Genomic DNA, 15,245 nt, shown 5'->3' with positions numbered 1-15,245 from the left:
CTTATCCCGCCTGCCGCACCATCGCGCCCACCGCCCGCACCAGCATGTCGAGATCCTGAGGCCGCGACAGGCGGTGGTCGCCGTCGGGGATGAGCGACAGCGTGACGTCGTCGGCCGGCAGCAGGCTGACCAGCTTCAGCGCATGGCTCGACGGCACGTCGGGATCGGCCAGTCCTTGCAGGATGTGGACCGGGCAGTGCGTGTCGATCGGCCCGGTCATCACCCGGTTGCTGCGGCCGTCCTCGATCAGAGCGCGCGTGTAGATGTAAGGCTCGGCTGAATAACCCGACGGCTCTTCGAAAAAACCCTTTTTTCTGAGGTCGCGCTTCTGCGCCCCGGTCAGCACCGGCTCCACCAGTTCGAACGTGAAATCAGGCGCCGGGGCCAGCAGCACAAGGCCGGCGACACTGTTCTCGCCCGCCTTGCGCAATTCCTGCACCATACGCAGCGCGATCCAGGCACCCATCGACGAGCCGACCAGGATTTGCCTGCCCTGGGTGAAGCGACGGTAAACGGCCAGGCTCTCGTCCAGCCATTTCGAGATGGTGCCGTCGGCAAAGGCGCCACTCGATTCGCCATGGCCGGAATAATCGTGGCGCAGGAAGGCGCGGCCTTCCCCGAGCGCCCATTCCGACAGGGCTTCGGCCTTAGTGCCCAGCATGTCGGATCTGTAGCCGCCAAGCCAGACGATGCCGGGCTCGGCAGCTGCCGCATGCCTGACGGCGATGCTCGTCCCGTCGACGTCCAGAAAGATCGGGGTGGTGGTCATGGTGTATTCCCTCACGCCGGTCTTTTGGCACAGCAAGGCATTCAACGAAAAGTGCTCTGCTACTTTCTTCGCTTGGTGCAGAGGAGCATTCATCGAGCAGGTGATTTCCTGAGAATGCTGTGCTATTGACTCCGACCGCGCGCTCACCACATTGCGCGTTCGCAATTCTGAACTGAAGAACCCCTTAACGAAACGGCTCAAGGAGACCACGACCATTCGCAGACCTTTCAAAGCAGCGGCGCCCACCAAGGAAGGCCCGCGCTCCAACCGTGACATCCGGGTTCCCCGGGTCCAGCTAATCGACGCCGAAGGCCAGAACCGCGGCGATGTCTCCATCAACGACGCATTGCTGCTCGCCGAAGAGGCTGGGCTCGATCTGGTCGAGATATCGCCCAATGCAGTGCCGCCCGTCGTAAAGATCCTCGATCTCGGCAAGCTGAAATACGCCAACCAGAAGAAGGCGGCCGAGGCGCGCAAGAACCAGAAGGTCATCGAGATCAAGGAGATCAAGATGCGCCCGAACATCGACAGCCATGATTATGAGACCAAGATGAAGGCCGTCCGGCGCTTTTTCGAGGAGGGCGACAAGGTCAAGCTGACATTGCGCTTCCGCGGTCGCGAGATGGCGCATATGGAACTCGGCATGCAGCTTCTGAACAAGGTTCGCGAGGAAGTGGCGCCCATCGCCAAGGTCGAAGCCGAACCGAAGCTCGAAGGCCGCCAGATGATGATGGTGCTGGCGCCCCGCTAAAGCGCGTTGCGCTTTAGTTCTGTTTTGTGCATGTCGTTGTCCCAAAACCGCGGCGCACTTTTGGGCGACATGCATTAAATCCGCCTGAATCATGTTGCAAGGCGTCCCGGCGATCGGCGGGGCGCCTGTTTCTTGTCCAGACGCTGCGATCGCCGGCGAGCGCAAAGACGCTCTGGTTCCCTCGACGATCGGATTCCCGACATGGTCAATGACGTCAAGCATTCGGAAGCCAAATATGGGCTGGGCAGCTACCAGCACACGCGCAGGATGGTGCTTGCCGTCGTCGTCGTCGTCCTGTTCGCGATGCTTTTGTTCGGGCAGTCGGTTTTTCCGCCCGATACGCCAGTGCATGAAACGATCGAAATGGTTGGCGTCGTGCTGATCTTTCTCGGCATCGTCGGGCGCTTGTGGTCGACGCTCTATATCGGCGGTCGCAAATCCTCCGAAGTGGTGACCGGCGGACCCTATTCGATCACCCGCAACCCGCTCTATGTCTTCTCTACTTTAGCTGCCGCCGGTGTCGGCGCACAGATCGGCTCCTTCACCGCCACGATCGGCTTTGGAGCGCTCTGCGCGGGTGCCTTTTACATCGTTATCCTGCGCGAGGAGAAATTCCTCAAGGAGGTTCTCGGCGCGCCATACCAGGCCTACCTGGCGAAAGTGCCGCGCTTTTTACCGAAGCTGTCGCTGTATCAGGAAGGCGACACCGGCGGCTTCAAGCCGCGCCTGCTGCGAACCACGCTGCTGGACGGTCTGGTCTTCCTGGTTGCCTTGCCGGCTTTCGAACTGATCGACGGCGCCCAGCAGTCCGGCATATTGCCGGTGCTGTTCCGTTTCCCCTGAGTACAGTGTTGCTGAGTACAGCGTTGCTGAGCACGGGGTGTTGCGCGCGCCCCCGCTTTGACGTATAGGACCGCCGTTCCCAAAAAACCGCCCGGCAGGGCATGCCGTGGCGGTTTCATTTGCTTTTCGGGCTTTGGTCGGCCTGAAGCGAACAAAAAGCGCATTGGTGCGCATATAAACGGAGTAGCAAAATGCCCAAGATGAAGACCAAATCGGCCGCCAAGAAGCGGTTCAAGATCACAGGTACGGGTAAAGTTCTGTCGGCTGCGGCCGGCAAGCGTCACGGCATGATCAAGCGTTCCAACAAGTTCATTCGAAATGCCCGCGGCACGATGGTTCTGGCTGAACCGGATGGCAAGAAGGTCATCAAGAATTTTCTGCCGAACGGCCTCTAGGGCATGATGCCAAAAAGTTGCAGACTTTTTGGAAAACATCATGCACCAAAATAAGGGCATTCGGTCTGGACACGCATTTGTTTTACGCAATTCCGAACGGAAAACCGCTAGGCACTTTTCCTGGAATTGCTTTTAAGGAGATCATGACATGGCACGCGTAAAGAGAGGCGTCACCTCGCACGCCAAGCACAAGAAGGTCCTGAAAGCCGCCAAGGGTTTTTACGGCCGTCGCAAGAACACCATCCGCATCGCCAAGCAGGCGGTGGAAAAGTCGATGCAGTATGCGTATCGCGATCGCAAGAACCGCAAGCGCTCGTTCCGCGCGCTGTGGATCCAGCGCATCAATGCGGCGACGCATGAGCATGGCCTGACCTATGGCCGCTTCATCGACGGTCTCAACAAGGCCGGCATCGAGATCGACCGCAAGATCCTGTCGGATATGGCCATCCACGAGCCGCAGGCCTTCGCCGCACTCGTGGCCAAGGCCAAGGTTGCACTCGAATACCTCAAGAACACCACGCCGAATGCTTTTGAAAGCGCTGTCGCTTAAGACCAGCGCTTCCCAAGCTATTCGACACTTGATTTGGGAAACCCGCGCTGGCAGGGCTGGCGCGGGTTTTTCTTTGCTTCCAATCGGATCTGGAACATGAGTGACATGGAAACTCTCGAAAATTCCCTGATGGCCGAGATTGCCTCGGCTGCCGATGAGCAGGCGATCGAGGCGGTGCGTGTCTCTGCTCTCGGCAAGAAGGGCTCGGTTTCCGAGATACTGAAGACACTCGGCTCGATGAGCGCCGAGGAGCGCCAGGTCAAAGGCCCGGCAATCAACGGCCTCAAGAACCGCGTCACCGAGGCACTTTCTGTTCGCCGCGCCGAGCTGAAGGACGCGGCGATTACGGCCCGTCTCGCCGCCGAGAAGGTCGACGTCACCTTGCCGGTCAGGCAATCGCCGGCCGAGCGCGGCCGCATCCATCCGATCAGCCAGGTTATCGACGAGATCGCGGCGATCTTCGGCGATCTCGGCTTTGCCATCGCCGAAGGTCCGGACATCGAGACCGACTATTACAATTTCACCTCGCTGAACTTCCCGGAAGGCCACCCGGCGCGCGAGATGCACGACACCTTCTTCTTCCAGCCGGACGCGCAGGGCGAGCGCAAGCTTTTGCGCACCCACACCTCGCCGGTACAGATCCGCACCATGGAAATGCAGAAGCCGCCGATCCGCATCGTCATTCCCGGCAAGACCTACCGGCAGGATTCCGATGCCACCCACTCACCGATGTTCCATCAGGTCGAGGGGCTGGTGATCGACAAATCGGCCAATGTCGCCAACATGAAGTGGGTGCTGGAGGAGTTCTGCAAAGCCTTCTTCGAGGTGCCGAGCGTCAAGATGCGCTTCCGGCCGTCCTTCTTCCCGTTCACCGAGCCCAGCCTCGAGGTCGACATCCAGTGCGACCGTTCGCGGCCGGGCGAAGTGCGCTTCGGCGAGGGCTCGGACTGGATGGAGATCCTCGGCTGCGGCATGGTCCACCCCAATGTGCTCCGCTACGGCGGCCTCGATCCCGACGAATACCAGGGCTTTGCCTGGGGCATGGGCATCGACCGTATCGCCATGCTGAAATACGGAATGCCAGATCTGCGCGCCTTCTTCGACGCGGATGTGCGCTGGCTGTCGCATTACGGTTTTAGGCCGCTCGACATGCCGACGCTGTTCGGGGGCTTGAGCGCGTGACAACCGGGCCGCAGCAAATCCGCGGGCAGCTCGCCTTCCTGCACATGTCCGACGCGCGGCCGCATAGCTTCAAGTGCAGCGTGCCTAGACCAGACGGAACACAGTCATGAAACTTACCCTCTCCTGGCTCAAGGATCATCTCGAGACCGACGCCTCGCTGGCGGAAATCGTCGAGCGTCTCACCTCGATCGGCCTCGAGGTCGAGCATGTCGACGACCGGGCGAGCCTGGCCCCCTTCGTCATCGCCAAGGTGGTGACGGCGGTCCAGCATCCCGACGCCGACCGGCTTCGCGTGCTGACCGTCGACACCGGCGACGGCAGGGCGCCAGTGCAGGTTGTGTGTGGAGCGCCGAACGCCCGCGCGGGCCTGATCGGCGCCTTTGCAGCACCGGGCACCTATATTCCCGGCATCGACGTGACGCTGACCGTCGGCAAGATCCGCGGCGTTGAAAGCCACGGCATGATGTGCTCCGAGCGCGAGCTCGAATTGTCAGAAGAGCATGACGGCATCATCGACCTGCCGGCCGATGCGCCGGTCGGCACCAGTTTCGCCGCCTATGCCCATCTCGACGATCCGCTGATCGAGATCAATCTGACGCCGAACCGGCCCGATGCAACCAGCGTCCATGGCATCGCCCGCGATCTGGCTGCGAGCGGGCTCGGCACGCTGAAGAGCGCGCCGATAGAGCCGGTCCCCGGCAAGGGCGAGACGCCGGTCAAGGTGACGATCGAAGCGCCGGAGCTCTGTCCCGGTTTTGCGCTGCGCCTGGTGCGCGGCGTCAAGAACGGTCCGTCGCCGAAATGGCTGCAGCAAAGGCTTCTCGCCATCGGCTTGAGGCCGATCAGCGCGCTCGTCGACATCACCAATTACGTCACCTTCGACCGCGGCCGGCCCCTGCATGTCTTCGACGCTGGGAAGGTCACCGGCAATCTCGCCGTGCGCCGGGCGCGTGACGGCGAAAAGGTGCTGGCGCTCGACGGCCGCGAATACACGCTTACGCCGGAGATGTGCGTGATCGCCGACCAGGACGGCATCGAATCGATCGCCGGCATCATGGGCGGCGAGCATTCCGGCTGCGACGAGAACACCACCGACGTGCTGATCGAGTCGGCGCTTTGGGACCCGATCGCGACCGCCCGCACTGGCCGCACGCTCGGCATCATCACCGATGCACGCTATCGGTTCGAGCGCGGCGTCGACCCGGAGATGATGGTTCCCGGCCTGGAGCTGGCAACGAAGCTGGTGCTCGATTTCTGCGGCGGCACGCCGGCGCAAACCGAAGTCGTCGGCTACGCAGGCCATCGGCCGAAGATCGTCTCGTTTCCGTTGTCGGAAGTGAAGCGGCTGACCGGCATCGAAGTGCCGCGCTCGACGAGCCTCGACATTCTTGCCCGCCTCGGCTTCGAGCCGGAGGGCACGGGCGATGTCGTCAATGTGGCGGTCCCGTCCTGGCGGCCGGATGTCGCCGGCAAGGCCGACCTGGTCGAGGAGGTCATGCGCATCCACGGCGTCGACAACATCGCGCCGCAGCCGCTTGGTTCTCATGATGCGGTCAACGCCAAGATCCTGACTGTGCTGCAGATCCGCACCCGCGCCGCCAAGCGGGCACTCGCCGTGCGCGGCATGATGGAGGCCGTCACCTGGTCGTTTATTCCGGCAAAACACGCCGAATTGTTCGGCGGCGGCCAGCAGGCGCTGAAGCTTGCCAACCCGATCGCCGCCGATATGTCGGACATGCGGCCGTCGCTGCTGCCGGGGCTGATTGCGGCCGCGCAGCGTAATGCCGACAAGGGCATCGGCGATGTCGCGCTGTTCGAAGTGTCGGGCACCTACGAGGGCGATGGCGCCGACCAGCAGCGGCGTGTTGCCGCCGGCGTGCGGCGCGGCACCGCCAAGCTCGAGGGCTCCGGCCGCCATTGGGCCGGCAACGCCGGCGCCGTCGGCGTCTTCGACGCCAAGGCCGATGCGATCGCAGCACTCGAAGCCTGCGGCGCGCCGGTCGAGCGGCTGCAGATCGAGGCCGGCGGCCCGGCCTGGTATCATCCCGGCCGCTCCGGCACGATCAAGCTTGGGCCGAAGGTAATCCTTGGCACGTTTGGCGAGTTCCATCCGAAGACGCTGGAGGGGCTGGACGTCTCCGGCCCGCTTTGCGGCTTCGAAGTGTTCATCGATGCGGTGCCTGAGCCGAAGGCCAAGCCGACGCGGACGAAGCCGAGGCTCGATCTGTCCGCCTTCCAGGCGGTCAAGCGCGATTTCGCCTTCGTCGTCGACAAGGCGGTCGATGCCGGCACACTCGTTCGCGCTGCCCTTGCCGCCGACCGGAAGCTGATTTCCGGTGTCTCGGTGTTCGATGTTTTCGAGGGTGCAGCGCTCGGCGCGGCGAAGAAGTCGATCGCCATCGAAGTGTCGATCCAGCCGGTTGAAAAGACGCTGACCGATGAGGATTTCGAGGCGCTTGCCAAGCGCATCGTCGAGAATGTCGGCAAGCAGACCGGCGGCGTGCTCAGAACCTAGAACGGTTGCGATGATGGTTCACACCAGCAAGCTCTCCATCACCTGGCTGGCAACTCACATCGGGACGATCGACGGCTTCCTGGATGACCAGGAATGCGCCGATCTGATCGCTGACAGTGAACGGCGCGGTTTCGAGGCGGCCAAGGTGAACAGCTCCGGCGGCGCCACCGTCCTGAAGGAGCTTCGCAACAACGACCGGGTTGTCTTCGATGACGAGGACCTTGCGGATTTGCTCTTCGCACGGGCGCGGCCTCTGCTCTATCGTGGTCTCGGCGACTGGCGCTTGACCGGGCTGAATGAGCGTTTCCGTTTCTATCGCTATGGGCCGGGCCAGAAGTTCGATTGGCACCATGACGGCTATTTCGAGCGCCACGCCTTGGAGCGCAGTCAGTTCACGTTCATGATTTATCTATCGGATGGATTTGAAGGGGGAGGAACCTCGTTTCGCGGCGAGATGCCGGGCTATGCCGGTAGCAGTCTTCTGGTGAAGCCGAAGAAAGGAATGGCACTGGCGTTCTACCATCCGATCGAGCATCGCGGCGACGAGGTGCTGTCGGGGCGCAAGTACGTCATCCGAACGGACGTGATGTACAAGCGCCAATGAAAGGCTGTCCGTTGTGCCGCTGAGCTAGATGCACCTGACCCCGCTGGAAGTGTTTTTCGTCCAGGAGTTCTGCCGTTCCGCCGGCATTTCTCCTGTCATGATGGGTACCCTGAAAGTCAAAAAACGCAGCCGCGATCCTGTAGGGTTCATGACCACAGTCACTTCCTCATCGGTTGCTCCGGAATTGCGATTTGAGAGTCGGGTGTTCAGTTCGCCCAGGGTAGCGTATGTCGGCCCCGACCGGCTTCCTTGCGGCATGGTTTTGTTCTTCGACGAGGTTACAGGAAGGCTCGACGCGATCGAGGGCTTTGCATATGGCGAGGAGTGGCCTTCAAACGAAGAACCGTTCTTCTGGGCAGAGCCTGACGAACCATGAACTGATGGATTGCGCAGGCATCGCGAATCGCCTTCCAAGAGCCGATGGACCATCTGCGCTATTCCGGGCTCTCCTTCGAAACTCAGCGCACGGCGTTTCTCGACATCGTCTCGAAAGACGCCCTGATCCATGAAGCGCTGGTTCGCGCGCGCGGTCTCGACCTCCCCGACTGGCTGGTCGTGTCCGGCGCGCTTTACAACAGCGTCTGGAACCATCTGACCGGAAAGCCGTCGGGCTATGGCATCCGGGATGTCGACCTGTTTTATTTCGATGAGAGCGATCTGTCTTACGAGGCCGAGGATTTGGTCATTCGTTGTGCAGCGGAGCATTTCGAAGGGTTGACGCTTCTGGTCGAGATCCGCAATCAGGCGCGGGTGCATCTGTGGTTTGAGGCGCGCTTTGGCGGTTCCTATCCCAGACTGTCGTCGTCCGCCGAGGCGCTTTGCTATTTCGCGTCGAAGACGCATGCGGTCGGCGTCCGCTTCGGCAATCACGGCCAGCTGGAGCTCGTCGCGCCGTTCGGGCTCGACGAAATCTTTTCATTTCGAATTACGCCGAACCGGGCACTGGACAATCGGCAGACGCACGAGACGAAGGGCGCTCGCGCAAGGGAGAACTGGCCGGAGATCAGTGTCGTGCCTTGGTAGGAAATGTCGGCGCGAGGCACCCCCCTCTGTCCTGCCGGACATCTCCCCCTCAAGGGGGGAGATCGGATGTCGCCTCGGCTTTCGCCAATCACCGGCGCCGGAAGGGCGGGCAGGGCGCTGGAACTGCCAATCTCCCCCCTTGAGGGGGATATGTCCGGCAGGACAGAGGGGGGTGTTTCGCGCCAATTTCTCGCAATTATTTGCATTGCGCTGCCACCGAAAACGGGGTGCCGAAACGCCCCGTTTTCGATTCCGCCGTCGATCGCCACTCACCCGTTGACCAGGGCCAGCAGCTCCTCGGTATAGCGCTTGCCGACCACCTTCTCCGGCGACAGCGCATCGCCGATGGCCTGCACCTCGGCCGCGCTCAATTCGATATCCGCCGCCGCCGTATTCTGTTCCAGATGGCGGATTTTTCGTGCACCAGGGATCGGTACGATGAAATCGCCCTGATGCAGCACCCAGGCGAGCGCCAGCTGCGCCGGCGTCACGCCCTTCTCGGCGGCCATCTTTTCCAGCACGGCGACGACCGCCGCATTGGCCGCCATGGCGTCGGCCTGGAAGCGCGGCAACCCGCGGCGCCAGTCGTCGGCGCCGAGAACATCGGGCTTGGCGATCGTGCCGGTGAGCAGGCCGCGGCCGAGCGGGCTATAGGGGACAAAGCCGATGCCGAGCTCGCGGCAGACGGCCAAGACCTCTTCCTCCGGATCGCGGGTCCACAGCGAATATTCGCTCTGCACGGCGGCGATCGGATGCACGGCATGCGCCCGGCGGATGGTCGCCGCACTCGCCTCCGACAGGCCGAGCGCCCGCACCTTGCCCTCGCGCACCAGCTCGGCCATGGCGCCGACCGTATCCTCGATCGGCACGTTGGGATCGACGCGGTGCTGGTAGTAGAGGTCGATAACCTCCGTATCCAGCCGCTTCAACGACGCTTCGGCAACCGCCTTGACGTGTTCGGGACGGCTGTCGACGCCGGCCATGCGCTCCATGCCGCTGCCTTCTTCGAGGATCTTGAAGCCGAATTTGGTTGCGATCGTCACCTTGTCACGCACCGGCTTCAGCGCCTTGCCGACCAGGACCTCGTTCTCGTAGGGGCCATAGACTTCGGCCGTGTCGAAGAAATTGACGCCGATCTCGACGGCGTGGCGCAGCGTGGCAATCGCCTCCGCCTCCGGCTGGCCGCCATAGGCAAAGCTCATCCCCATGCAGCCGAGGCCGACCGGGTAGACGTCGAGTTCATTGCCAAGCTTGCGGGTTTGCATCACGTGTCTCCTTGTTGTGATGGTTGTGATGCGGCAGAGATAGCGTCTTGCGCTGCGTTCGATAATCGGCTCTCATCTGCACGGGCTGTTCCAAGAAATAGATCAATGAAGCGAACCCATCTTTCACAGCTCGCTGTGCTGGCAACGGTCGCCCAATGCGGCAGTTTTCGCGGTGCCGCCAAGGAGCTGGCAATCGCGCCATCCGCGGTCAGTCATGCGGTTTCCAGCCTCGAAGCGCGCCTCGGCGTCCGCCTTCTGGCGCGCAGTACGCGCAGCGTCGCGCCGACCGAGGCGGGCGCGCAGCTGCTCGAGCGTCTCAGGCCGGCGCTGTCGGAGATCGACCTGGCGCTGGAATCGGCGATCGAGGCACGCGACCGGCCGGCCGGCAATCTCAGGCTGACCGTGCCGCGCACCGCGGCCCACCTGGCGCTGACGCCAAGGCTCGGCGCCTTTGCCGCTGCCTATCCGGACATCGTGCTGGAAATCGTCATCGAGGACCGCTTCACCGACATGGTCGAGGGCGGCTTCGATGCCGGCGTGCGGCTGGGCGAGAGCCTGCAGCGCGACATGATCGCCGTGTGCATCGGGCCGAACCTCCGCGGCGCCGTGGTCGGCGCGCCGTCCTATTTCAAGACCAGGCCCAGGCCGCTGCATCCGCACGATCTTGCCGCTCACCGCTGCATCCGTTTCCGCTTCTCCAGCGGCATTCTCTACCGATGGGAATTCGAGAAAAACGGCGAGGAGATCGAGATAGCGGTACAGGGGCCGCTGATCCTCGACGAGGACCATCTGATTGCCAACGCCGCGGTAGATGGCGCCGGGCTTGCCTTCGTGTTCGAGGACTATGTCCGCGATGCGCTCACCACCGCCAAGCTCATTCGCGTGCTGGAGGACTGGTGCCCGCCTTTCGACGGCTTCTTCGTCTATTATCCCAGCAGCCGCCAGATGCGGCCGGCGCTCAGGGCCTTTGTCGATTTCTTCAAGGTCGGCGAGTAAGCCAACCCTCCCCACAAGGGAGAGGTGGAAGAAAGCCGACCTGGCATTCGTTCACCGACCATGTCAGCACTGCCCAAAAACCAGGCCACCGGCTACGGCTGGACGGCGATCATCCTTCACTGGCTGATCGCGGCGCTCTTTATCGGCCAGTTCGTGCTCGGCTTCGTCATGGTGAGACTGTCCAGCCAGCGCACCGCCTTCGAACTGATCCAGCTGCATAAATCCTTCGGCTTCCTGCTGCTTGGGCTGGTCATCCTGCGCATCGCCTGGCGCCTAGGCAGACCGACCCCGCCGCTGCCGCGCTCGGTCGGCCCGTTCGAGCGCCGGATGGCGCCGCTGGTCCATCTCGCGCTTTATGCGTTTCAGCTCGCTCTGCCGTTGTCCGGCTGGGCGCTGGTCTCGGTCTCGGTGCTGGAGATCCCGAGCGTGCCGTTCAATCTGTTCGTCATGCCCAATCTGCCGCTTGGCGAATCGGACAAGGCAGAAAGCTTCTGGGCAGCGACGCACTGGTATCTCGCCTATGCCGGCATCGGACTTGTCGCTTTGCATCTCGCCGCGGCGCTGCGCCATCATTTCTGGCTGAGGGATACGGTGCTGACGCGCATGATCACGGCTTCGTCACATCGCGACACGGAATAGAGCGGGCGGCTCATTCGTTGATGGGGCGAGGACGCAAGAAAGCGTTGCCTGCCAAGAGGACCATTCCATGTACGCGCGCATCTTCGGATTTGCGGCAACTGCCGCTTGTTTTGCCATGCCTGTTTTCGCCGCCGTTGCCCTTGGCGACGCGGCCGGCAGCTACACCATCAGTCCGGGGAGTTCCAGCATCCACTTCTCCATCGCCAAGCTCGGCGGCGGCGGGCTCGACGGTGCTTTCTCCCGCTTCAAGGGCAGTATCCTCATCGACAACAGCGATGTCGGCCGGTCCCAGGTCAATTTCACCATCTTCCCCGAAAGCGTCGGTACCGGCCAAGGCCGCATCGATGCCTTTCTCCGCTCGGACGCAGTCTTCGACGCGGCCAACAATCCGGAGATCCAGTTCCGTTCGACCAGCGTCAAACGGACCGGCGACACGTCAGCCCTTGTCACCGGCCGGCTGACGGCGCGCGGCAAGACCTTTCAGGAAAAATTCACGGCCGAGCTTGGCGGCCTCAAGGCGGGCACGATAAAATTCCACGTCACCGGCAAGGTGTTGCGGTCGCGCTATGGCATGGATGTCGGCACGCCGATTTATTCCAACGTCGTCGACTTCGACATGACGCTGACGGGTAGAAGGGGATAGTCTTTGCGGAACCTGGTTCCTCGCCCCCGCAAAGCGGGGGAGAGGTGGCCCGGCGAAGCCGGGACGGAGAGGGGGACGACGGCCGCCAAGCCAGAATCCTGCAGGGGCAGGGCGCGGACTGATTATGATGCGAAGCCCATAACGGGCGCGTGAACAGCCAATTCGGCCGCCGCGAAGGCCCCTCTCCGTCTCGGGCTTCGCCCGAGCCACCTCTCCCCACTTCGTGGGGCGAGGAACCAGTGTCCCGCATTGGCTTTTCTCTTGAATTAGGGCAAACCTCCAGGCCTGCAATCGAGAGGAGAAACCTGATGTTCCGATGGGGTGTTTTGTCGACGGCCAAGATCGGCCGCGAGCAGCTTTTGCCGGCAATCGTCGAGGCGGAGAATGGCGTGCTGTCGGCGATCGCCAGCCGCGACCTGTCGAAAGCCCGGGCACTCGGTGAACGCTTCGGCGCGCGCCACGCTTTCGGCTCCTATGAGGAGCTGCTCGCCTCCAGCGACATCGACGGCGTCTACATTCCGCTGCCGACCTCGCAGCATGTCGAATGGACGGCCAAGGCGATCGAGGCCGGCAAGCATGTTCTGGTCGAAAAGCCGCTGGCGCTCGATGCCAAGGACATTCCGCCGCTGATCAAGCTGCGCGATGCCAGGAAGGTTCTGGTCTGCGAAGCCTTCATGGTCGTCTACCATCCGCAATGGATCAAGGTGCGCGAGCTGATCGCCAACGGCGCCATCGGCCGGCTGCGCCATGTCCAGGGCGCGTTCTCCTATTACAATGTCGACCCCAACAACATGCGCAACAAGCTCGATCTTGGTGGCGGCGCGCTGCCCGACATCGGCGTCTATCCGACGGTGTCGACACGCTTTTCGACGGGCAAGGAGCCGCTGCGCGTCCAGGCGACGATCGAGCGCGACAAGACATTCGGCACCGACATCTATTCCTCGATCCGTGCCGATTTCGGCGACTTCGAGCTGTCCTTCTACCTGTCGACGCAGATGGCGGCACGCCAGGTGATGGTCTTCCACGGCGAGAAGGGCTTCATCGAGGTGTTCTCACCGTTCAACGCCGGGCTCTACGACCATCACCGCGTCGAGCTGCACAACCAGAACCACAGCGAGGCGCAGGTGTTCCGCTTTCCTGGCACGCAACAGTACCGGCTGGAAGTCGAGGCCTTCGCGCGGGCGGCACAGGGCGGCAAGGACCGCGTCTTCACCCTGGAAGAATCCGTGCTCAACCAGAAGGTCATCGATGCCATCTTTCGCGCCGGCGAGAAGGAAGGCTGGGAGGCAGTCTAGGCCGGCCATGATCCCAAAAAGTGGGGGACCGGTTTTTGGACGAGATCATGGTCAAATAGATGCCCGACGACGCGGATGTGATCATTGTCGGCGCCGGCCTTGCCGGCCTTGTCGCGGCGGCCGAACTGACTGCGGCCGGCAAGAAGACCATCATCGTCGAGCAGGAGCCGGAACAGTCGCTTGGCGGTCAGGCATTCTGGTCGCTCGGCGGCATCTTCCTCGTCGATTCGCCCGAACAACGGCGCATGCGCATCCGCGATTCGTATGAGCTGGCGCTCGAGGACTGGCTGGGCACCGCAGCCTTCGACCGTGCGGAAGATCTCTGGCCGCGCCGCTGGGCCGAGGCCTATCTCGGCTTCGCCGCCGGCGAGAAGCGGTCCTGGCTCATGCAGCGCGGCCTGAAATTCTTTCCGGTGGTCGGCTGGGCCGAACGCGGCGGCGGCAATGCCGTCGGCCACGGCAATTCGGTGCCGCGCTTCCACATCACCTGGGGCACCGGCCCTGGCGTGCTCGAACCGTTCGTCCAGCGCGTGCGCGAGGCCGAGAAGCGCGGATTGATCCGCTTCAGGTTCCGTCACCGGGTCAACGAATTGACCCGGACGGGCGGCGTCGTCAACGGCGTGCGTGGCGACCTATTGGCGGCGAGCGATGCCGAGCGCGGCCGCAAGAGCTCGCGCGAGATCGCCGGCGATTTCGAGCTGAAGGCGCAGGCCGTCATCGTCGCCTCCGGCGGCATCGGCGCCAATCACCAGCTGGTTCGGGAGAATTGGCCGCAGCGGCTGGGTGCGCCGCCGAAACGCATGATCACCGGCGTTCCCGATCATGTCGATGGCCGCATGCTGGCGATCGCCGAGGCTGCCGGCGGCAGGCTCATCAACCGCGACCGCATGTGGCACTATGTCGAGGGCGTCAGGAACTGGGCACCACTCTGGACCGATCATGCGATCCGCATCCTGCCCGGCCCGTCATCGCTGTGGCTCGACGCGCGCGGCAAGCGCCTGCCGGTGCCGCTTTATCCCGGTTTCGACACGCTGGCCACGCTCAGCCACATCATGAGCACCGGATACGACTATTCCTGGTTCATCCTGACCAAAAAGATCATCCAGAAGGAGTTCGCGCTGTCGGGTTCCGAACAGAACCCCGATCTGACCGGGAAGAGCTGGCGCCAGGTGCTCGGCCGCGCCACCGGCGGCGTGCCCGCGCCGGTCAATGCGTTCATGGAGAAGGGCGAGGATTTCATCGTCGAGCCTGATTTGCCGGCGCTGGTCGCCCGCATGAACGCACTGACCGGCGGCGAGCCGCTGCTCGAACTGGGGCAGGTCGAGCGCGAAATCCGCGCCCGCGACCGGCAGCTCGACAATCCGTTCTCCAAGGACATGCAGATCACCGCGCTGCGCGGTGCGCGAGCTTATCTCGGCGACCGGCTGATCCGCACCGCAAGGCCGCACAAGCTGCTCGACCCCGCCAATGGCCCGCTGGTTGCCGTCAGGCTCAGCATCCTGACCCGCAAGACGCTCGGCGGGCTTGAGACTGACCTCGACAGCCGGGTGCTGGGCGCCGGCGGCCAACCGGTCGAGGGACTGTACGCGGTGGGCGAGGCCGCCGGTTTCGGCGGCGGCGGCATGCACGGCTATGCAGCGCTCGAAGGCACGTTTCTCGGCGGCTGCATCTTTTCCGGCCGCAGCGCTGGACGGGCGGCGGCACGCGCGGTGGGGTGAAACAAGGCCCGCGGCGGCCGTTTGCGCCAAGGTGGCGGTCGCACCGAATGGCCAACT

16 protein-coding genes are annotated in these 15,245 nt (G+C 63.0%); 14 read left to right on the top strand and 2 right to left on the bottom strand.

The features are described 5' to 3' along the window. Position 1: 1 nt before the first annotated feature. Positions 2 to 769, bottom strand: a complete 768-nt coding sequence (locus tag NKH23_RS00615) for an alpha/beta hydrolase (RefSeq protein WP_352911666.1) — start codon at positions 767 to 769, stop codon at positions 2 to 4. 214 nt (positions 770 to 983) lie between these two features. Here NKH23_RS00615 and infC point away from each other — a divergent pair, with 214 nt between their 5' ends. The 9 genes from infC to NKH23_RS00570 all read left to right on the top strand — a co-directional run bounded on the left by infC (position 984) and on the right by NKH23_RS00570 (position 8,632). Beyond that, positions 984 to 1,520 (top strand): translation initiation factor IF-3, encoded by a 537-nt coding sequence (gene infC / locus NKH23_RS00610; protein WP_023677573.1) that lies wholly within the window; start codon positions 984 to 986, stop codon positions 1,518 to 1,520. A gap of 201 nt (positions 1,521 to 1,721) precedes the next feature. Beyond that, a complete protein-coding gene (locus NKH23_RS00605; protein ID WP_352717221.1) occupies positions 1,722 to 2,363 on the top strand; it encodes a methyltransferase family protein in 642 nt (213 codons plus the stop codon). Positions 2,364 to 2,554: 191 nt separating this feature from the next. After that, complete coding sequence (gene rpmI / locus NKH23_RS00600; protein ID WP_006201248.1) at positions 2,555 to 2,758, top strand: 50S ribosomal protein L35; 204 nt, start codon at positions 2,555 to 2,557, stop codon at positions 2,756 to 2,758. Between the two features lie 148 nt (positions 2,759 to 2,906). Next, the gene (gene rplT, locus NKH23_RS00595; protein WP_352522431.1) at positions 2,907 to 3,308 is read left to right on the top strand and encodes a 50S ribosomal protein L20; all 402 of its coding nucleotides are present in this window, start codon (positions 2,907 to 2,909) and stop codon (positions 3,306 to 3,308) included. Positions 3,309 to 3,404: 96 nt separating this feature from the next. Further along, a complete protein-coding gene (gene pheS / locus NKH23_RS00590) occupies positions 3,405 to 4,490 on the top strand; it encodes a phenylalanine--tRNA ligase subunit alpha (RefSeq protein ID WP_352717222.1) in 1,086 nt (361 codons plus the stop codon). Positions 4,491 to 4,596: 106 nt separating this feature from the next. Next, positions 4,597 to 7,005 carry a phenylalanine--tRNA ligase subunit beta gene (pheT, locus tag NKH23_RS00585; RefSeq protein ID WP_352717223.1) on the top strand — a complete coding sequence of 803 codons (2,409 nt, stop codon included), beginning with the start codon at positions 4,597 to 4,599 and terminating at the stop codon, positions 7,003 to 7,005. A 10-nt stretch (positions 7,006 to 7,015) separates the two neighbouring features. Beyond that, entirely contained in the window at positions 7,016 to 7,609 is a 594-nt protein-coding gene (locus tag NKH23_RS00580; protein WP_352568469.1) for a prolyl hydroxylase family protein, read from the top strand. Positions 7,610 to 7,637: 28 nt separating this feature from the next. Continuing rightward, positions 7,638 to 7,985, top strand: a complete 348-nt coding sequence (locus NKH23_RS00575; protein ID WP_352911658.1) for a hypothetical protein — start codon at positions 7,638 to 7,640, stop codon at positions 7,983 to 7,985. A 44-nt stretch (positions 7,986 to 8,029) separates the two neighbouring features. After that, positions 8,030 to 8,632, top strand: a complete 603-nt coding sequence (locus NKH23_RS00570; protein ID WP_352911655.1) for a nucleotidyltransferase family protein — start codon at positions 8,030 to 8,032, stop codon at positions 8,630 to 8,632. A gap of 269 nt (positions 8,633 to 8,901) precedes the next feature. Here NKH23_RS00570 and NKH23_RS00565 read toward each other — a convergent pair whose 3' ends face one another. Continuing rightward, positions 8,902 to 9,897, bottom strand: a complete 996-nt coding sequence (locus NKH23_RS00565; RefSeq protein ID WP_352911652.1) for an aldo/keto reductase — start codon at positions 9,895 to 9,897, stop codon at positions 8,902 to 8,904. Positions 9,898 to 10,002: 105 nt separating this feature from the next. On the opposite strand from NKH23_RS00565, the gene NKH23_RS00560 reads away from it, so the two are divergent. The 5 genes from NKH23_RS00560 (at position 10,003) to NKH23_RS00540 (ending at position 15,188) form a co-directional block, all read left to right on the top strand. Further along, the gene (locus NKH23_RS00560) at positions 10,003 to 10,893 is read left to right on the top strand and encodes a LysR family transcriptional regulator (protein ID WP_352717226.1); all 891 of its coding nucleotides are present in this window, start codon (positions 10,003 to 10,005) and stop codon (positions 10,891 to 10,893) included. Positions 10,894 to 10,953: 60 nt separating this feature from the next. Continuing rightward, complete coding sequence (locus NKH23_RS00555; protein ID WP_352717227.1) at positions 10,954 to 11,532, top strand: cytochrome b; 579 nt, start codon at positions 10,954 to 10,956, stop codon at positions 11,530 to 11,532. A 67-nt stretch (positions 11,533 to 11,599) separates the two neighbouring features. Continuing rightward, a complete protein-coding gene (locus NKH23_RS00550) occupies positions 11,600 to 12,175 on the top strand; it encodes a YceI family protein (protein ID WP_352717229.1) in 576 nt (191 codons plus the stop codon). Positions 12,176 to 12,483: 308 nt separating this feature from the next. Further along, positions 12,484 to 13,470, top strand: coding sequence for a Gfo/Idh/MocA family protein (locus NKH23_RS00545; RefSeq protein ID WP_352490432.1), 987 nt, complete (start codon positions 12,484 to 12,486; stop codon positions 13,468 to 13,470). A 59-nt stretch (positions 13,471 to 13,529) separates the two neighbouring features. Next, complete coding sequence (locus NKH23_RS00540) at positions 13,530 to 15,188, top strand: FAD-binding dehydrogenase (RefSeq protein ID WP_352911649.1); 1,659 nt, start codon at positions 13,530 to 13,532, stop codon at positions 15,186 to 15,188. The last annotated feature ends 57 nt before the right edge of the window (positions 15,189 to 15,245 follow it).

Origin of the sequence: Mesorhizobium sp. M1328 (assembly GCF_040318075.1) — a bacterium.
Classification (GTDB): domain Bacteria; phylum Pseudomonadota; class Alphaproteobacteria; order Rhizobiales; family Rhizobiaceae; genus Mesorhizobium.
Note: the sequence above shows the minus strand (reverse complement) of the source record. Positions and strands in the feature narration are given on the sequence as shown.